We start from the raw sequence: 17,970 nt of genomic DNA, 5'->3' as shown, positions 1-17,970 counted from the left end.
TCTTATCGGGGCGTTCTTACAGGGGCGTTTTACTCGGAGGCCAGATGGCCGTCGAGGGTTTTTAGCGGGCCGTAGAGGTTCGGGCGGCGGTCACGGAAGCTGCCCCAGGCGCTGCGGATATGCTCCAGCTGATCCAGATCGAAGCTGTGCATCAGCACCGCCTCGCTGGTTTCGTTTGCTTCCTGCACCTTGGCGCCGAACTGGTCGGCAATAAACGACGAGCCATAGAAGTTGATGTGGTAGTCGCCCTGGTCTTCACGGCCGATGCGGTTGCTGGCGATCAGCGGCATCAGGTTAGCACCGGCGTGGCCCTGCTGTACGCGCTGCCAATGGTCGCGCGAGCTGATGCTCGGGTCATGTGGCTCGCTGCCGATGGCGGTTGGGTAGAACAGAATCTCGGCACCGAGTAGCGCCATGCTGCGCGCGCACTCGGGGAACCACTGATCCCAGCAGATGCCCACGCCGATCTTGGCGTAGCGGGTGTTCCACACTTTGAAACCGGTATCGCCGGGGTTGAAGTAGTACTTCTCGTGGTAGCCCGGGCCGTCCGGGATATGGCTTTTCCGATAAATCCCGAGGTTGCTGCCGTCTGCGTCGATGATCGCGATGCTGTTGAAGCGCGCGCGGCCGGCCAGTTCATAGAAGCTGATCGGCAGGACCACCTGCAGTTCCTTGGCAATTTTCTGGAAGTGCAGGATCGCCGGGTTGCTCTCGGCCGGGGTGGCCAGCTGCAGGTAGTCCGGGTTGGGCTTCTGGCAGAAGTACGGCGCCTCGAACAGCTCTTGCAGCAGGATGATCTGTGCGCCCTTGCCGGCGGCCTGACGCACCAAGCGCTCGGCGTTGGCGAGATTCGCAGCGGTATCCCAGGAGCAGGCCATCTGGGTGGCGGCGACAGTAACGATACGGGGCATGATTTGGCACCTCAAGAGCAGTTGGGGCGGTCATCTGACACTAGCAGAGGCCGGCGACTGTGCCATGCCTCGCGGGCGAGTCACGACAGTGGATGGCCTATTTATATCCGATAAAAATCGGCTTTAAAAGCAAAATATAAGACGCTATATGAGTTTTTATCGACTTATATCGAATAAAAATCGAATTAATGCGCTATGGCAAAGCAGTCGCCGATCAAAGGCAAGGCGATGCACAGCCGCGCAGATTGACGTGCTGCGGGCGTGAACGGTGTGTGCAGATGAGGGTTGGGTAGAGCGAGGGATCAGGCGCTGTAGCGTTTGTGCAGCTCGAATTGCTCGTGGCCGTCGTCCCAGCCTGCTTCCCAGGCAGCGATCAGCACATCGGCAGCGAGCGCGCGTGGGGTGTTGGTTTGCCCGGTCAGCCCTGCCATGTAGCCCTGTTGGTAAGCCTTGTTAAGGCTTTCCAGGCTCCAGTGCTGGTCATCTTCCGTGTTGAGGTCGGCGCAGGCCATGGCGGCAGCTCGCAGTGGATTTACCCGTGCAATGCTAGCCGCATCGCTTGGGCAGGGCTGCGCCGCTGATCTCGCTTTTGCCACCGCTGGCAGTTTATGTGATGCAGTTGGCGAAATGCCGGCTGCGCGCGAGCCGGCATTCTCCGCAGGTTAAACAGCCAGAGCCAGGATGCTGGCCTGATACGCCGCGGCAAAACTGTCAAAGTCGCCTTCTTCGTGGGCTTCCAGTTCGGCTTGGTCGTGTAGCGACTGGGCGGCGCTGGCTTCGAAGGCCGCTTGCTGTTCGGCGCTCAACGGCTGGCTGCGGAAGTACTCGGCGTGCCGCTTGCTCTGGCGCAAGGCGAACTCGGTAAAGCTCTGGCCCTGTTGCAGTTGCGCCAGCACTTGAGCGGAAGGCGTCAGGCTGGGGTCGACAACCTTGGCCTGTTGCGCCTGCAAGGCCAGGCTATGGGCGTTGTCGCCGTGGTTCTGGTCGAGCAGTTCGGCCAGCGGACGGATCTGCTCCAGCAACTCATCGGCCCATGCCTGCAGCACCACTGGCTGGCCATTGCGCTGCAGCTCTAGACCTGGCCGGCGACCTTCCTTGACCACGGCCAGGAAGTTGTCGGTGCAGGCATGGCATTCGCCGCTTTCCAGCAGCGGACTGTCGGCCAATGCGCAGAACAGCAGGAAGGCGTCGAGGAAGCGCGATTCGCTCAGATCAATGCCCAGCGGCAGGAACGGGTTGATGTCCAGGCAGCGCACTTCAACGTATTGCACGCCACGGGCCATCAGTGCCTGGATTGGCCGCTCACCGCTGTAGGTCACGCGCTTGGGGCGAATATTCGAGTAGTACTCGTTTTCGATCTGCAGAATATTGGTGTTCAGTTGCAGCCACTCGCCATCCTTCTTCGCGCCGATTTCCACATAGGGCGGGTAGGGCGTGCCGACGGCCTGGCGCAGGCTGTCGGTGTAGCTGGCCAGGTCGTTGTAGCAGGGTGTCAGACCGGACTGGGCGGTGCTCTGATAGCCCAGATCGCTCATGCGCAGGCTGGTGGCGTAGGGCAGGTAGAGGGTTTCTGCGTCCAGTTCCTGCAGCTGATGCGGGCGGCCGCGCATAAAGCCCTTGTGCAGCGCTGGTGAGGCACCGAACAGGTACATCAGCAGCCAACTGTAGCGGCGGAAATTGCGGATCAGCGCGATATAACGCGCCGACTGATAATCCCGCGCGCTGCGCGTATCGCCTTCGGCCTGCTGCTGCAGCTGCCACAGCGCTTCCGGCAGGGAGAAGTTGTAGTGAATACCAGCGATGCACTGCATGGTCTTGCCGTAACGCAGGGCCAGACCCTTGCGGTACACGTACTTGAGCTCGCCGATATGCGAGCTGCCATAACGGGCGATTGGAATCGTCTCCTCGTCCGGCAGGGCGCAGGGCATCGACGGGCTCCACAGGTATTCGCCGTCCAGCTTGCTGTAGGCGAAGCGGTGGATCTGCTCCAGATCGGCCAAGGTCGCCGCCGGATCAGGCTCGGCCGGGGTGATGAACTCCAGCAGCGACTCGGAGTAGTCAGTGGTGATCTGCGTATGGGTCAGCGCCGAGCCGAGGGCGGCTGGGTGCGGCGTGAGGGCCAGCTGGCCATCGCCGTCGACGCGCAGGCATTCGCGCTCGATACCGTGCAGGCATTGGGAAAGCAGGGAGAGGTTGGCGCGCTCGCCAAGCTGGGCCAGGCGGCGGGGTAACAGGTCGCTCAAGATTGCATTCCTTCACGCATCGGTCGCCTCAATATGGGGACGACACGCACGCTCTACAAGGGGGCGAGAAAACCGCGTTCAGCGGTCGATAGCGCTTTATAACCCGGCGCGGATGAAGAAGGTTATAGCTGGGCGCTGTGCTTTTGCATCTGGGCGACGCGGCAGGTGCAGGCGCGCGGCCCACGGACATAGCGCCTATGTCCGTGGGCGTTGGCTTATTTCTTCAGTTGTTTGGCATTGGCAAACAGCGCCGCCATGCCGCCGCTGGCAGGAGCCGGCTTGTCCTGGCTGGAGTGGCGTTCGCTGCGCGGCGCATTACCGGCCGGCTTGCCGCCCCGAGCGCCGCCACGCGGGCCTTCGATTTTCTCGCCAGGTGTATCGCCCATGCGCATCGACAGGGCAATGCGGTTACGCGGGATGTCGACTTCCATGACCTTGACCTTGACCACGTCGCCGGCCTTGACCGCCTCGTGCGGGTCTTTGATGAATTTCTCCGACAGCGCCGAGATATGCACCAGACCGTCCTGGTGTACGCCGATATCGACGAAGGCGCCGAAGTTGGTCACGTTGGTCACCACGCCCTCGAGCATCATGCCCAGTTTGAGGTCGTTAAGGGTTTCCACGCCTTCCTGGAACTCGGCGGTCTTGAACTCCGGACGCGGGTCGCGGCCGGGTTTTTCCAGCTCGCTCAGGATATCGCCGATGGTCACCAGGCCGAATTTATCGTCGGTGAACTGCTTCGGATCGAGGCGCTTGAGGAAGCCCGAATCACCGATCAGCGAACGGATATCGCGGCCTGTGTCGGCAGCGATGCGCTGCACCAGCGGGTAGGTTTCCGGGTGCACGGCGGAGGCGTCCAGCGGGTTGCTACCGTTCATCACTCGCAGGAAGCCAGCGGCCTGTTCGAAGGTCTTGTCGCCCAGGCGCGGCACCTTGAGCAGGTCGGCGCGGCTGTTGAACGCGCCGTTGGCGTCACGGAAGGCGACGATATTCTGCGCCAAAGTGGTATTCAGCCCGGAGATGCGCGCCAGTAGGGCGGCGGAGGCGGTGTTCACATCGACGCCGACGGCGTTTACGCAGTCCTCGACCACCGCATCCAGCGAGCGCGCCAGTTTCAGCTGCGAGACGTCGTGCTGGTACTGGCCGACACCAATGGATTTCGGGTCGATCTTCACCAATTCGGCCAGCGGGTCCTGCAGGCGGCGAGCGATGGATACGGCGCCACGCAGCGACACGTCCATGTCCGGGAATTCTTTGGCGGCCAGCTCCGAGGCGGAGTAAACCGAGGCGCCAGCCTCGGAGACCATGACTTTGGTCAGATTCAGGCCTGGTAACTTCTTGATCAGGTCAGCGGCCAGTTTGTCGGTCTCGCGGCTGGCGGTGCCGTTACCGATGGAGATCAGGTCGACCGCGTGCTTGGCGCACAGCTTGGCGAGGATCGCCAGGGTGCCGTCCCAGTCGTTGCGTGGTGCGTGGGGGTACACCGTGGAGGTTTCCAGCACCTTGCCGGTGGCATCCACTACCGCCACCTTGCAGCCGGTACGCAGGCCCGGGTCCAGCGCCAGGGTGGCGCGCGGGCCGGCCGGTGCGGCCAGCAACAGGTCGTGCAGGTTACGGGCGAACACGTTGATCGCTTCGTCTTCCGCCGCTTCGCGCAACTCGCCGAACAGGTCGGTTTCCAGGTGGGTGTAGAGCTTGACCTTCCAGGTCCAGCGCACCACTTCGCCCAGCCATTTATCGGCGGCGCGGCCACGGGCGCTGATGCCGAAGCGCTCACCAATCATGCCTTCGCACGGGTGCATGCTGCCGGGCAGCTCGTCGCCGACTTTCAGGCTGGCGCTGAGGATGCCTTCGTTACGGCCACGGAAAATCGCCAGGGCACGATGCGACGGTGCGCCCTTGAGCTTTTCGTCGTGCTCGAAGTAATCGCGGAACTTGGCGCCTTCGTTCTCTTTGCCGGCGACCACGCGGGCGCTGAGGATGGCGTTGTCTTTGAGGTAGCTGCGCAGGCTGGCCAGCAGGTTGGCATCCTCGGCGAAGCGCTCCATCAGGATGTATTTGGCGCCTTCGAGCACGGCCTTGATGTCGGCAAAGCCTTTTTCAGCGTCGATAAAGCGCTCAGCTTCGCTTTCGGGATTCAGCTCGGGGTTGTTAAACAGGGCGTCGGCCAGCTCACCGAGGCCGGCTTCCAGGGCGATTTGGCCCTTGGTGCGGCGCTTCTGTTTGAACGGCAGGTAGAGGTCTTCCAGGCGAGTCTTGGTGTCAGCCAAGTTAATGTCGCGGGTTAGCTCAGGGGTCAGTTTGCCCTGTTCCTCGATGCTGGCGAGGATGCTGGCGCGGCGCTCGTCGAGTTCGCGCAGGTAACGCAGGCGCTCTTCCAGGGTGCGCAGCTGGGTATCATCGAGGCTGCCGGTAACCTCTTTGCGGTAGCGCGCGATAAACGGCACGGTAGAGCCTTCGTCGAGCAGCGCCACGGCGGCGGCGACCTGTTGCGGGCGTACGCCCAGTTCTTCGGCGATGCGGTTGTTGATGCTGAGCATAGAAAAAGCTACCCACACGGAAACGAAAAACCAGCCACGCAGACCACGGGCCAGACACGAAAGCCGCGCATTATAAACATTGCCCGGCAATGCGCCGGGAACCCGTCCGGGAAAAATCTGCTAACAATGGGCTGCACGTCGGCTGTGGCACCTGAGCCATAATGCCGGCCATTGCATACTGCCAGCGCGTCCGCGCCCGGCGGAGGTCTGGTCAAGGAGCCCTGAATGAGCAGCACTGCACTTCCTGTTGAAGGCGAAAAAATCCTGATCGTCGACGACGACGCTCGCCTGCGTCGCCTGCTTGAGCGCTTCTTCGACGAGCAGGGCTACCGTGTGCGCGCGGTGGAAAACGTCGAGCAGATGGACCGCCTGCTGGCCCGCGAGCTGTTCAACCTGGTGGTGCTCGACCTGATGCTGCCGGGTGAGGACGGGCTGTCTGCCTGCCGTCGCCTGCGTGAGTCGAACAACCAAGTGCCGATCATCATGCTCACCGCCAAGGGCGATGAAGCCAGCCGTATTCAAGGCCTGGAACTGGGCGCCGACGATTACCTGGCTAAGCCGTTCAACCCGCGTGAACTGCTGGCGCGGATCAAGGCTGTGCTGCGCCGTCAGGCGCCGGTAGTGCCAGGCGCGCCGGGCAGCGAAGACGAAAGCGTGAGTTTCGGCGAGTACGAACTGTCTCTGGCCACTCGCGAGCTGAAGAAAGGTGAGGAAGTGCACATGCTCACCACTGGCGAGTTCGCCGTACTCAAGGCGCTGGTGCAGCACGCCCGTGAGCCACTGACCCGTGACAAGCTGATGAATCTAGCCCGTGGCCGCGAGTGGGACGCCCTGGAGCGTTCCATCGACGTGCAGATATCCCGTCTGCGCCGGCTGATTGAGCCGGATCCGTCGAAGCCGCGCTATATCCAGACCGTCTGGGGTGTTGGCTACGTGTTTGTGCCGGATGGTAATAAGTGACATGGCGGGTGGTGCTCACGGCGTGCTTGCAGGTACTGCTGTTAAGCGCGTCGGCTGTTCTGCTATTCGTGTATCTGCATGAAACCGCTGTATCAATGGCAGCGTCACGCGGGCTGAGCCTGCGTGGCGGGATCAGCTGGGGCATTGCGCTGCACCTCGCGCTGTATGTTTTTGTTGCCCTGTCGGTGCTGCAAAATGCCGCTGCAGTGCGTTGGCCCGCCAGACGAATCAGGGTGGCGGTGCTGGTTTGGCTGATCTTCGCGGGGTTTTTAACGCTGTTGGCGAACCCCTTTGCACCTTGGGCTCATCCTTATCGTTGGGCACTTTTACTCTTTTGCGCCACGGCAGGTTTTGCCTTGTCTCTGGCTGGCCAGAATGTATGGCCGCTTATACAGCGGCGCGGTTTCACTGTTCGCTTACGGTCTGATGCATGAAAACCCCTCTCTGGTTCCCGCAAAGCTTTTTCGCCCGCACGCTGTGGCTGGTGCTGATCGTGGTGCTGTTTTCCAAGGCGCTGACCCTGGTTTATCTGATGATGAACGAGGATGTGCTGGTCGACCGTCAGTACAGCCACGGCGCCGCATTGACCCTGCGCGCCTATTGGGCGGCGGACCCGGAAGACCGCGCCACCATCGCCGAGGCTGCCGGGCTCAAACGGGTGCCTTACGAGCAGGTGCCCGCCACCGAACAGCACTGGCCCTACAGTGAGATTTTCGAGCGTCAGATGCGCACCGAGCTGGGCCCTGACACCGAGGTACGGGTGCGCGCCAAGAGCCCGCCGGCGCTTTGGGTGCATGCACCGGCGCTGGGTGACGATTGGTTACGGGTGCCGCTGTATCCGCACCCGCTGCGCGGCCAGCGGATCTGGAGTGTGCTGGGCTGGTTCCTGGCCATTGGCTTACTGTCCACCGCCGCCGCGTGGATTTTTGTGCGTCAGCTCAGTGCACCGCTCAAGCGCCTGGTTTTCGCTGCCCGGCAGATCGGTAAAGGCCGCAGCGTCAGGCTGCCGGTCAGCGATACGCCGAGCGAGATGACTGAGGTGTACCGCGCCTTCAACCAGATGGCCGAAGACGTTGAACAGGCAGCCCGCGAGCGGGAGCTGATGCTCGCCGGGGTGTCGCATGACCTGCGCACGCCGCTGACTCGCCTGCGCTTGTCCATGGAGTTTCTGCACACCGACTCGGAACTGACCGAAGACATGGTGCGCGATATTGAAGACATGGATGCGATTCTCGATCAGTTCCTGGCCTTTATCCGCGACGGGCGTGACGAGCCGCTGGAGCAGCTGGATTTGCTGGAGCTGATCCGTGAAGTGGTTGCGCCGTATAACCAGAAGCAGGAAATGGTCCGGCTGTGCCTGGAGTCCGTGCCAGCGTTCCCATTGCGCCGAGTGTCGCTCAAGCGGTTGCTGGTCAACCTGATCGAAAACGCCCTGCGCTATGGCGGCAATGCGGTGGAGGTGGCGGTTTCCCTGTCGGGTGACCACAGCGCGCCGTATGTGGTGTTGAGCGTGCTGGACCGTGGGACAGGGATTGATCCGGCGGAGCTGGGCAGTATTTTCAATCCCTTTATTCGTGGTGACCGCGCCCGGGGCGGGCAAGGTGCCGGCCTGGGTTTGGCCATCGTCAAGCGGATTGCCGCCTTGCACGGCGGCAGCGTCGAGTTGCGCAACCGCTCTGGCGGCGGCCTTGAGGCGCGGGTGTGCCTGCCGTTGGGTCTGTTGTTACCGCGCGACGCCGTCTAGACCGCACTGGCATACTGTCATCACTGCGCTGAACTATGCTTTATCAGCGCGATGACATGAGGTCAGCATGCCTGCAGTTCCCCACCGCCTCTCTCTATGGACTTGGCTGCTGCCGTTGCCACTGCTCCATCTGGCCACCTGGCTGTCCCTGGCGACTCAGTTCACCGACGGGGCGGCGCTGTGGTATCCGCCGTTTGCCTTGGCGCTGCTGTTTGCGCTGTGGTGGGGGCCGCGCGTACTGCTGGCGGTTTACCTCAATGCAGCGGTGTCGATTCCACTGTGGGGGCTGGAGTGGCAATGGGCTGCGCTCTATGCCCTGCCGGAAACCCTGGGTGTAGCGCTGGCCTGGCTGTTGCTACGGTTGCGGCCGTTTGACCCGGCCTTGCCCGATCTCAGTCATCTGCTGCGCTTTATGCTACTCGGTGTGCTGTTGCCAATTGCGCCCATGGTGCTGGGGTTACAGGGCAATCTCTGGCTGTTCGGCCACATACCGCTTGAGGCTTTGCTTTCGGGCAGCATGACGCTATGGCTGGCTGACAGCCTCACAGCCTTGGCCCTAGCCATCCCCTTATTGGTCTACCTGACGCCCTGGTTGCGCCGCCGCGGTTGGCTGGCGGGCCCCGTGCGCAGCGGCTGCGAGCATGTGCCCGAGGTGCTACGCCAGTTACCGCCATGGCCGCTGCTGCTGGTGCTGTTAATCGGCATGCCTTGGCTGCTCGGTGTATTGCCGCTAACCCTTAATTTGCCGTTGATCGGCGTGATGATGCTGGGCCTGGCCTTGGTCTGGGGCTTTGCCGGCGGCCTCTGTGGCGCGGCGCTCAGTGTATTGATGGTGTTGATTCTGCCGCTGTTGCGCGGCCTGGTGAACAGTTCAGCCTGGCTCGACCCGCAGCGTCTGGAACTGCATTTCAGCGTACTCCTATTTATGCTCGCCACGCTGCTGGTGGGGCGCAGCCTGAGTGACCTGCGCCAGGCCCTGGCGCGCAGTGCGCAGATACAGCAGCAACTGGCCCTGGCCAACCTGGCGCTGGAGGCCAGCCCACTGGGGGTGATCATTGCTGATGCCCGCCAGCCGGCGTTGCCGCTGATCTACTGCAACCCGGCGTTCGAGCAGATTACCGGTTACAGCCGCGAGGAAGCCCTGGGCAACAACTGGAACTTCCTGCTGCGTGATGATCAGCAGCAACAGGGCTTGAGCCGTTTGCAGCAGGCGGTGCGCGAGGGCATGGGCTGCGATGTGGTGCTGCGTAACTACCGCAAGGATGGTCAGCAGTTCTGGAATGAATTTACCCTTGCGCCGATGCGTGACGACCAGGGCATTAGCCATTTCGTCGCCCTGCAAAGTGATGTCACTGCCCGCGAGCAGCTGGCCACCCAGGTGCGTTCGCAGAGCGACGAGCTGCTCAAGCAAAGCTACCTGTTCAGCCAGACCGAGCACATTGCCAACCTGGGCGGCTGGGTGTTGAACATGCCCGAGCAGAATATGGACTGGAGCGCCGGCTGCTTTCGTATTTACGAGCTGGACCCGAAAAACGGCACGCCGGACCTCAGTGGTGCCCTGAGCTACCTGGATGCCAGCGGCCGAGTATTGGCCGAGCAGGTGCTGCAGCAGCTAATTGATGGGCTGGAGCAATTTGACATTGAGGTGCGCCTGCTGACTGCCAAGGGCAAGACGCGCTGGCTGCGTATCCGCGGTATTACCGAGCGTGATGGCGCCGAACTGGTCAGGGTGTATGGCGCGTTGCAGGATGTCAGTGCGCGCAAATACGCCGAGCAGCAACTGCGCGAACGTGATGAGCGGCTGCGCCTGTTCTTCGAAGCGCCGCTGATCGGTATGGCCCTGACCAGCCCGAGCTTTGCCTGGGAAGAGGTCAACCATAAGCTCTGCAGCATCCTTGGGCGCTCGCGCGAACAGCTGCTGGCGGCCAGCTGGGAAGAGCTGTCGCAGGACGATGACCTGCGAAACGAACAGCCGCTGCTCGACCAGGTACTCAGCGGGCATCGTGAAGGGTTCGAGTTGGAAAAGCGCTTCCGTCGGGCCGACGGCAGCCTGGTGCACACCCGTGTCAGCCTGCGTGCGGTGCGCCACAGCACCGGTCGGGTGCGCATGTTTCTGTTGCTGGTCGAAGACATCAGCGAGCGCCTGCAGGCCGAGGCGCGCTACCGCACCATCGTCGAGAATGCACCTGAAGCGATCCTGCTGTTCGATCTCAACGGAACGCTGGTCGAGTGCAACGACAATGCCCTACGTTTGCTGGGTTACAGCCGCGAGGAAATCGCCAGCAAGCGTGTGTTTGATCTGAGCCCTAACAAACAGGCCGATGGCCAGCTTACGGCTGAGCTGGGTAAGGTTTACTTGAAGCGGGCAATGAACGGTGAAGCGCCAGTATTCGACTGGTTGCACCGCGACAGTAAAGGGCGACAGATTCCGTGCGAGGTACGCCTGGTGCGCATGCCCGGTGAGCCGGTGCTGATTCGCGGCAGCGTCACCGATATTTCCGAACGTCAGCGTTATCAGCGTGAAATTGAGCGACTGGCGTTCAGCGATGAACTCACCGGTTTGCCCAATCGGCGTCTGCTGCTCGACCGCCTGCAGCATGCGATGGACCGTGAACAGCGCGAAAATACCCTGGGCGCCCTGTTGTTCATCGACCTGGATCACTTCAAGACGGTCAACGACAGCCTTGGCCATTTGGTCGGCGACGGCCTCTTGCGTGAGGTGACGGCGCGACTGGCCAGTGGTTTACGTGCCGAAGACACCCTGGCGCGAATGGGCGGGGACGAATTTGTGGTGCTGCTCGAAGGGCTCGACAGCAACCCGCAACTGGCAGCTGAAGCGGCGGCTATTACGGCGGAGAAGCTGCTGAAAAGCCTGGTGGGCACCTGCTGGATTGATGGCCACGAGCTGTCGATCAGCGCCAGTATCGGTATCGCCCTGCATCCTTTCGGCAGTCAGGTGGCCTCCGACGTGCTGAAACAGGCGGACACCGCCATGTACCGGGCCAAGCAAGGCGGGCGCAACGCGTTGCATTTCTTTGCCCCGGAGATGCAGGCGGCCATCGACCAGCGCTTGCAGATGCAAAGCGAATTGCGCCAGGCGGTGCAGCGCAACCAGCTGTACCTGGTGTTTCAGCCGCAACTGGCGTTGGCCAGCGAGCGTATTGCCGGCGCAGAAGTGCTGTTGCGTTGGGTGCACCCGGAGCGCGGCGAAGTCATGCCCGGCGACTTTATCCCGTTGGCCGAAGAAACGGGGTTGATCGAGGAACTCGGCGCCTGGGTGCTGGAACAGGCCTGCGCAGCGCTGGCACGCTGGTTACCGCAGTGGCCGCAGCTGGTATTGGCAGTCAACCTGAGCCCACGTGAACTGCGCCAGCGTCACTGTGTCGCACGCATCAGTGAGTGCTTAGCACGCCATCAGGTGCCGGCCACGGCGCTGGAGCTGGAAATCACCGAAGGCGTGTTGCTGGAAGAAGTCGAGCAGTGCATCAGCAATATGCAGGCGCTCAAGACGCTGGGCGTGCGGTTTGCCATTGATGATTTCGGCACTGGCTACTCTTCGCTGACTTACCTCAAGCGCCTGCCGCTGGATCGTTTGAAGATTGACCGCAGCTTTACCTGGGACATGGACGCTGAAGACGGCAGCGGCTTGGTATTGGTGCAGACCATCTTGGTGATCGCCCGCAACCTGGGGTTGGAGTGCGTGGCCGAAGGCATTGAAAGCCAGTGGCAACTTGATTGCCTGCGCCAGCATGGCTGCTCGTTGGGGCAGGGCTATCACTTCAGTCACCCGCTGAAAGAAGCGGATTTCCAGGCCTGGATGGAGCGGCATCAGCTGTAGGCTTGAGTCTGTGTTTCGGTACCTCTGCGGCGTCCTGCCATACAGGCCAGGTCATGTTTGGCCGTGCGTTCGCCTATATCCGGCTCAACCCTTGCCCTTGGTGCGCGTCAGGTTTGGGCCGCTGTTCTTCTCCAGGTGCTGGATTACCAGGCTGGCGACATCCTTGCCGGTGGTGGTTTCGATGCCTTCCAGGCCGGGCGATGAGTTCACCTCCATCACCAGCGGGCCGTGATTGGAGCGCAGGATATCCACGCCGGCTACGCTCAGCCCCATCACTTTGGCCGCACGGATGGCGGTCATGCGTTCCTCCGGGGTGATCTTGATGAGGCTGGCGCTGCCGCCCCTGTGCAGGTTGGAGCGGAATTCGCCGGGCTTGGCCTGGCGCTTCATCGCCGCAATCACCTTGTCGCCGACCACAAAACAGCGGATGTCCGCGCCGCCGGCTTCCTTGATGTATTCCTGCACCATGATGTCTTGCTTGAGGCCCATAAAGGCCTCGATCACCGACTCGGCCGCCGTCGCCGTTTCACACAGCACCACGCCAATGCCCTGGGTGCCTTCCAGCACCTTGATCACCAAAGGCGCGCCATTGACCATATCGATCAGGTCGGCGATGTCATCCGGAGAGTGGGCGAAACCGGTCACCGGCAGGCCAATGCCACGGCGGGACAGCAGTTGCAGGGAGCGAAGTTTGTCCCGCGAGCGGGCGATGGCCACCGACTCGTTGAGTGGGAACACGCCCATCATCTCGAACTGGCGCAGCACCGCGCAGCCATAGAACGTCACCGAGGCGCCGATGCGTGGAATCACTGCATCGAAGCCTTCCAGCGGCTTGCCGCGGTAATGGATCTGCGGCTTGTGGCTGGCAATGTTCATATAGGCACGCAGGGTGTCGATCACCACCATCTCATGGCCCCGCTGTTGCCCGGCTTCGACCAGGCGACGGGTGGAATACAGGCGCGGGTTGCGCGACAGCACGGCGATCTTCATGGGGCACCAGGGGAGTCAGCGAGGGTGGGTTTGTTCTGTACGTAAGTCAGCGCCGGGTTGACCAGCAGCTGACCGGCAATCAGCGCCTTGGAGCCAAGCAACACGCGGTAGCGCATGGTTTTGCGGCATGTCAGGGTGAATTCGACCGGCCATTCGCGTTCGCCTAGCGTCAGAGGGGTGCGAATCACATAGCGCGACTGACTGTGGCCGTTGGAGCTTTTGATGGTTTTCACTGACACCAGTTGTGCCTCGCAGCGATGCCGACGCTGCACCACTGTGCCGAGGTGGGCGGTAAAGCGCACCCAAGGCTCGCCGTCGCGGTCGAACGGTTGAATATCGCTGGCATGCAGGCTGGAGGTACTGGCCCCGGTATCAATCTTGGCGCGCAGGCCGACCATGCCCAGTTCCGGCAGGTTGATCCATTCGCGCAAACCGATTACGCCAAGTTGGTCGAAAGTCTTCAAAGGGCAGTTCCGGGTTATGTGCGGGCATTCTAGTTGGCACGTGTGACAACTGCATCAGGCAAAATGTCCGCCTGCACGGTGTGATCAGCGAGGGCCGGATGAGCGAGAAAAAAGACGACGACAAGGTACGCCTGGATAAATGGCTGTGGGCTGCGCGTTTCTATAAAACCCGCGCCTTGGCTAAGGCGGCCATTGAGGGTGGCAAGGTGCATCATCGCGGTGAGCGCTGCAAACCCGGCAAGGAGCCGAGGGTGGGCGATGTCTATGTGATTCGCACTGGCTTTGAGGAGCGCAGTGTAGTGGTGCAGGCACTGTCCGTGGTGCGTCGCGGTGCGCCTGAAGCGCAGGCGTTGTACACCGAGACAGCCGAAAGCATTGAGCGCCGCGAACAGGCCGCCGCACAGCGTAAGGCCGGGGCACTGGGCATGCAGACCGAGGGTCGGCCCAGCAAAAAGCAACGGCGGCAGATTCACGACTTCAATGACCGGCAGGATGGCGGCCTGCGCCATCCGTGGTCTGATGACGAGTTCTAGGCCGCGTGTCGCCGACCGTCGTGCTCAGCAGCGCTGCACTGTTCAGCTGCGCACTGCACAGCCCACGCCTAGCGGCCGCTGATAACGTTCAGTCGGTCCAGCATTGGCAGGGCGGCCAGGCTCTTGAGCAGCGGCTGGGTAACATATTCCAGCCATTCGCTGGTCTTGTACGCAAACGGGGTAAAGCAGGACCAGGCCAGGCCCAGCAAGGCGAGGAACAGGCCGCCTACCAGAGCATCCGAACCCCAGTGCGCACCCGCCACCAGACGCGGCAGCATAAAGATAACCGCCATGCTCCAGACCAGCAGCAAACGCCAGTTGCGTGCAAAGAAGCTCATAAACATCGCCCAGATCAACAGCACCGATGCGTGATCGCCAGGGAAGCTGCGGGTGGCGCTGTCCTTCATATCCCAGCGTTCTTCCCAGTCAGGGAACAGTTCGGTCAGCCGTGCGGCGCCTTCCACTACCAGGGATGCGCTCGGGCGCTGCCAACCCATCAGTTTGACCAGCTCGGCGAAACCGACGCGAAACAGCAGCATCACGATCAGCGCCGCGAGAAAGGCATACAGCGCCTTGCGCACTTGGGCGTCGCTGAGCACCAGATCGGCCTTGAGCATCACGGCCAGCATCAGCACGCCAACACCCATGTCCACCGGGCGCATGCTGCCAATCGCCCAGGTTTGCGCCCACAGCCCGGCGCTGTGCACGGGCTCGTTGAGCAGGGCAAACAGCTGCAGGTCGAATTGGTCCCACAGCGCGCGGCTGGGTGCCCACAACCAACTGGCAAGCAGCAGCAGAGCGACGAAATGGCTGGCAACCAATGGGCGAATACGCCACTGATCGTTAAGAAAAGAAGGGGTCATGCAGAGGCATCCTTGTCATCTGTAGGGGTTTAAAGCGGCCGGCATCCCAGGGAGTTGGTCCCGAGAATGCAAAGTTTCTCCCAGTCTTTTGTCGACAACTGTGACCCGGTTTTGTATCGATAGCTTCCACCCGCAGCGCTGATAGATAAGAGGCGCTTGGTCGGATGGGCGTTTGCGCCTAAAATCGCGGGCCGAGTCACATTCAGTGAAGTTGGCATGTCTGATTTTTCCCAACGCTTCTTGTTCGACGACAGCGATATCCGTGGCGAACTGGTCGGTCTGACCGATAGCTACAGCCACGTGCTGGCCAAACACACCTACCCGCAACCGGTCGCTCAGCTGTTGGGTGAACTGCTTGCTGCCGCCTCCTTGCTGATTGGCACCCTGAAATTTGAAGGCCTGCTGATCCTCCAGGCGCGCTCCTCCGGTGCTGTGCCCCTGCTGATGGTCGAATGCTCCAGCGAAGGTGAGCTGCGCGGTATCGCCCGCTACCACGCTGAACAGATCACTGCCGATGCCAACCTGCGCGAGCTGATGCCCGATGGCGTGCTGGCCATGACCGTTGACCCGAAGTCCGGGCAGCGTTATCAAGGCATCGTCGATCTGGAAGGGGATACCCTGGCCGATTGCCTGACCAATTACTTCGCCACGTCCGAGCAGCTGCCGACGCGTTTCTGGCTCAGCGCCGATGGCCAGCGTGCTCGCGGCCTGCTGTTGCAGCAGCTGCCGGCCGACCGCCTGAAGGAGGCCGATGAGCGTGAAGCCAGCTGGCAGCACGCCATGGCCCTGGCCGATACGCTGAAGGCTGAAGAACTGCTGGGCCTGGATAACGAAACCCTGTTGCATCGCCTGTATCACCAGGAAGCGCTGCGCCTGTTCGACCCACGTGCCTTGTTGTTTCGCTGCAGCTGCTCGCGTGAGCGCTCCAGCCGCGCGCTGATCAGCCTTGGCCAAGCCGACGCCGAAGCGCTGGTGCAGGAGCACGGCGGCAGCGTGGAAATCGATTGCCAGTTCTGCAACGAGCGCTATCTGTTCGATGCCGCCGATGTGCTGCAACTGTTTATCGATGGCAGCATCGAAGCGCCATCGGATACGCGCCACTGAGTTTCAAGCAGATTCGGGGGCACACAGCCCCTAAACCGTGTCGGAATGATCTGATCAGAGGCTGCACCCGCAGCTGGCTTTTTCTGGCATAATCCGGCGCACTTTTTTCGCTGTAGTAGTGATCAGATTTCTACTACAAAACGTTCGGAAGACTCGGCCACGTGGCCGACGGGGACCCACATGACGCAAGCCAACAACGCCGTGTACACCGACATCAGCGCTGCCCAACTGGTCGAAGAAGCCCTTCGTCGCGGTGAAGGCGAGCTGGCCGCCAACGGCTCGCTGGTCGTACGCACAGGCCATCGCACTGGTCGTTCGCCGGCTGATCGCTTCATCGTGCAAGAGCCGAGCACCGAGGCGAAAATCGCCTGGGGCGCAATCAACCGTCCGTTTCCGGCTGACAAGTTCGATGCTCTGTGGGACCGCGTACAAGCGTTCTCCGACGCGCAGGACAGCTTTGTGTCCTACGTTCATGTAGGTTCTGCCGACGCGCACTACCTGCCGGTCAAAATGACCACCGCCACTGCCTGGCAGAACCTGTTCGGCCGTTGCCTGTTTATCAACCCGGAGCAGTACAACCCGGCTGGCAAGGACGAGTGGCAAGTGCTCAACGTCGCCAACTTCGAGTGCGTACCGGAGCGTGATGGCACCAACTCCGATGGCTGCGTGATCCTCAACTTCGCCGCCAAGAAAGTCCTGATCGCCGGCATGCGTTACGCCGGTGAAATGAAGAAAGCCATGTTCAGCGTGCAGAACTTCCTGCTGCCGGACGCCGATGTGCTGCCGATGCACTGCGCGGCCAACATCGGTGAAGAAGGCGACGTGACTCTGTTCTTCGGTCTGTCCGGCACCGGCAAGACCACCCTCTCGGCTGACGAAAGCCGCTACCTGATCGGCGACGACGAGCACGGCTGGGGCGTGGGCGTGGTGTTCAACATCGAAGGCGGTTGCTATGCCAAGTGCATCGACCTGTCCGAGAAGAACGAGCCGGTAATCTGGAAAGCCATCCAGTTTGGTGCCGTGCTGGAAAACGTGGTGCTCGATGAGAACCGCGTACCGAACTACGCCGACGACAGTCTGACCCAGAACAGCCGCGCGGCTTACCCGCTGGAACTGGTCGAGAAGCGCAGCGAGAAGAACCTCGGCGGTGAGCCGAACGCCGTGATCTTCCTCACCTGCGACCTGACTGGCGTACTGCCGCCGGTGTCGATCCTCAATGAAGAGCAAGCGGCTTACCACTTCCTCTCCGGTTACACCGCGCTGGTCGGTTCCACCGAAATGGGTTCGGGCGGCGGCATCAAATCGACCTTTTCCACCTGCTTCGGCGCGCCATTCTTCCCGCGTCCGGCTGGCGAATACGCTGAGCTGCTGATCAAGCGTATCCGCGGCTTCGGCTCCAAGGTTTACCTGGTCAACACTGGCTGGACCGGCGGTGGCTACGGTGTTGGCAAGCGCTTCAACATCCCGACCACCCGTGGCGTGATTGCAGCGATTCAGAGCGGTGCGCTGATTGGTACCGAGACCGAGCTGCTGCCGATCATCAACCTGAGCGTGCCGAAGTCGGTACCGGGCGTTGAAACCAATCTGCTCAACCCACGCAACACCTGGGAAGACAAGAACGCCTACGACGAAGCCGCCAAAGGCCTGGCCGGTCTGTTCATCGAGAACTTCAAGAAGTTCGATGTCAGCGATGCCATCAAGAACGCCGGCCCGCAGCTTTAAGTTGTAACTGTCGCGTTGAAAAAACCGCCGAAATCGGCGGTTTTTTTATGCATGGGAA

General features: G+C 61.6%; 14 protein-coding genes. 7 read left to right on the top strand and 7 right to left on the bottom strand.

Going from position 1 to position 17,970, the window contains the following annotated elements; all coding sequences use genetic code 11:
• Positions 1-29: 29 nt before the first annotated feature.
• The 4 genes from aguB to HBN63_RS05085 form a co-directional block, all read right to left on the bottom strand.
• Complete coding sequence (gene aguB / locus HBN63_RS05100) at positions 30-911, bottom strand: N-carbamoylputrescine amidase (protein ID WP_167143683.1); 882 nt, start codon at positions 909-911, stop codon at positions 30-32.
• A gap of 302 nt (positions 912-1,213) precedes the next feature.
• The gene (locus HBN63_RS05095) at positions 1,214-1,423 is read right to left on the bottom strand and encodes a ribosome modulation factor (RefSeq protein ID WP_160085920.1); all 210 of its coding nucleotides are present in this window, start codon (positions 1,421-1,423) and stop codon (positions 1,214-1,216) included.
• Between the two features lie 150 nt (positions 1,424-1,573).
• The gene (gshA, locus tag HBN63_RS05090) at positions 1,574-3,154 is read right to left on the bottom strand and encodes a glutamate--cysteine ligase (RefSeq protein WP_170048640.1); all 1,581 of its coding nucleotides are present in this window, start codon (positions 3,152-3,154) and stop codon (positions 1,574-1,576) included.
• Between the two features lie 215 nt (positions 3,155-3,369).
• Positions 3,370-5,694, bottom strand: coding sequence for a Tex family protein (locus HBN63_RS05085; RefSeq protein WP_170048639.1), 2,325 nt, complete (start codon positions 5,692-5,694; stop codon positions 3,370-3,372).
• Positions 5,695-5,919: 225 nt separating this feature from the next.
• On the opposite strand from HBN63_RS05085, the gene ompR reads away from it, so the two are divergent.
• The 4 genes from ompR (at position 5,920) to HBN63_RS05065 (ending at position 12,236) form a co-directional block, all read left to right on the top strand.
• Positions 5,920-6,654 carry a two-component system response regulator OmpR gene (gene ompR, locus HBN63_RS05080; RefSeq protein ID WP_090250422.1) on the top strand — a complete coding sequence of 245 codons (735 nt, stop codon included), beginning with the start codon at positions 5,920-5,922 and terminating at the stop codon, positions 6,652-6,654.
• Between the two features lie 26 nt (positions 6,655-6,680).
• Positions 6,681-7,088 (top strand): hypothetical protein, encoded by a 408-nt coding sequence (locus HBN63_RS05075; protein ID WP_170048638.1) that lies wholly within the window; start codon positions 6,681-6,683, stop codon positions 7,086-7,088.
• Positions 7,085-8,398, top strand: coding sequence for an ATP-binding protein (locus HBN63_RS05070; protein WP_090250417.1), 1,314 nt, complete (start codon positions 7,085-7,087; stop codon positions 8,396-8,398). The genes HBN63_RS05075 and HBN63_RS05070 overlap by 4 nt, the downstream gene beginning before the upstream one ends.
• A 67-nt stretch (positions 8,399-8,465) precedes the next feature.
• A complete protein-coding gene (locus tag HBN63_RS05065; protein ID WP_170048637.1) occupies positions 8,466-12,236 on the top strand; it encodes an EAL domain-containing protein in 3,771 nt (1,256 codons plus the stop codon).
• A gap of 84 nt (positions 12,237-12,320) precedes the next feature.
• Here the strand turns inward: HBN63_RS05065 and rimK are convergent, their stop codons facing one another.
• Together rimK and HBN63_RS05055 are read right to left on the bottom strand one after the other, a co-directional pair.
• On the bottom strand, positions 12,321-13,226 hold the full coding sequence (gene rimK, locus HBN63_RS05060; protein WP_160085908.1) for a 30S ribosomal protein S6--L-glutamate ligase: 906 nt from the start codon (positions 13,224-13,226) through the stop codon (positions 12,321-12,323).
• On the bottom strand, positions 13,223-13,657 hold the full coding sequence (locus tag HBN63_RS05055; protein WP_256665692.1) for an ATP-dependent zinc protease: 435 nt from the start codon (positions 13,655-13,657) through the stop codon (positions 13,223-13,225). Before HBN63_RS05055 ends, rimK begins: the two co-directional genes overlap by 4 nt.
• A gap of 131 nt (positions 13,658-13,788) precedes the next feature.
• On the opposite strand from HBN63_RS05055, the gene HBN63_RS05050 reads away from it, so the two are divergent.
• On the top strand, positions 13,789-14,223 hold the full coding sequence (locus tag HBN63_RS05050; RefSeq protein WP_170048636.1) for a S4 domain-containing protein: 435 nt from the start codon (positions 13,789-13,791) through the stop codon (positions 14,221-14,223).
• Between the two features lie 68 nt (positions 14,224-14,291).
• Here HBN63_RS05050 and HBN63_RS05045 read toward each other — a convergent pair whose 3' ends face one another.
• Positions 14,292-15,086 carry a phosphatase PAP2 family protein gene (locus tag HBN63_RS05045; protein ID WP_170048635.1) on the bottom strand — a complete coding sequence of 265 codons (795 nt, stop codon included), beginning with the start codon at positions 15,084-15,086 and terminating at the stop codon, positions 14,292-14,294.
• Positions 15,087-15,302: 216 nt separating this feature from the next.
• On the opposite strand from HBN63_RS05045, the gene hslO reads away from it, so the two are divergent.
• Both hslO and HBN63_RS05035 read left to right on the top strand, forming a co-directional pair.
• Positions 15,303-16,190, top strand: coding sequence for an Hsp33 family molecular chaperone HslO (gene hslO, locus HBN63_RS05040; RefSeq protein WP_090250400.1), 888 nt, complete (start codon positions 15,303-15,305; stop codon positions 16,188-16,190).
• A gap of 180 nt (positions 16,191-16,370) precedes the next feature.
• The gene (locus HBN63_RS05035) at positions 16,371-17,912 is read left to right on the top strand and encodes a phosphoenolpyruvate carboxykinase (RefSeq protein ID WP_090250397.1); all 1,542 of its coding nucleotides are present in this window, start codon (positions 16,371-16,373) and stop codon (positions 17,910-17,912) included.
• Positions 17,913-17,970 lie beyond the last annotated feature (58 nt).

The sequence above is a fragment of the Pseudomonas sp. WS 5011 genome, assembly GCF_012985775.1.
Lineage (GTDB): Bacteria > Pseudomonadota > Gammaproteobacteria > Pseudomonadales > Pseudomonadaceae > Aquipseudomonas > Aquipseudomonas peli.
Note: the sequence above shows the minus strand (reverse complement) of the source record. Positions and strands in the feature narration are given on the sequence as shown.

What these genes read in the sequence shown, in the direction of transcription:
- aguB (WP_167143683.1), bottom strand. Translation starts at nt 911, where the DNA reads ATGCCCCGTATCGTTACTGTCGCCGCCACCCAGATGGCCTGCTCCTGG.
- HBN63_RS05095 (WP_160085920.1), bottom strand. Translation starts at nt 1,423, where the DNA reads ATGGCCTGCGCCGACCTCAACACGGAAGATGACCAGCACTGGAGCCTG.
- HBN63_RS05085 (WP_170048639.1), bottom strand. Translation starts at nt 5,694, where the DNA reads ATGCTCAGCATCAACAACCGCATCGCCGAAGAACTGGGCGTACGCCCG.
- ompR (WP_090250422.1), top strand. Translation starts at nt 5,920, where the DNA reads ATGAGCAGCACTGCACTTCCTGTTGAAGGCGAAAAAATCCTGATCGTC.
- HBN63_RS05070 (WP_090250417.1), top strand. Translation starts at nt 7,085, where the DNA reads ATGAAAACCCCTCTCTGGTTCCCGCAAAGCTTTTTCGCCCGCACGCTG.
- HBN63_RS05065 (WP_170048637.1), top strand. Translation starts at nt 8,466, where the DNA reads ATGCCTGCAGTTCCCCACCGCCTCTCTCTATGGACTTGGCTGCTGCCG.
- rimK (WP_160085908.1), bottom strand. Translation starts at nt 13,226, where the DNA reads ATGAAGATCGCCGTGCTGTCGCGCAACCCGCGCCTGTATTCCACCCGT.
- HBN63_RS05050 (WP_170048636.1), top strand. Translation starts at nt 13,789, where the DNA reads ATGAGCGAGAAAAAAGACGACGACAAGGTACGCCTGGATAAATGGCTG.
- HBN63_RS05045 (WP_170048635.1), bottom strand. Translation starts at nt 15,086, where the DNA reads ATGACCCCTTCTTTTCTTAACGATCAGTGGCGTATTCGCCCATTGGTT.
- hslO (WP_090250400.1), top strand. Translation starts at nt 15,303, where the DNA reads ATGTCTGATTTTTCCCAACGCTTCTTGTTCGACGACAGCGATATCCGT.
- HBN63_RS05035 (WP_090250397.1), top strand. Translation starts at nt 16,371, where the DNA reads ATGACGCAAGCCAACAACGCCGTGTACACCGACATCAGCGCTGCCCAA.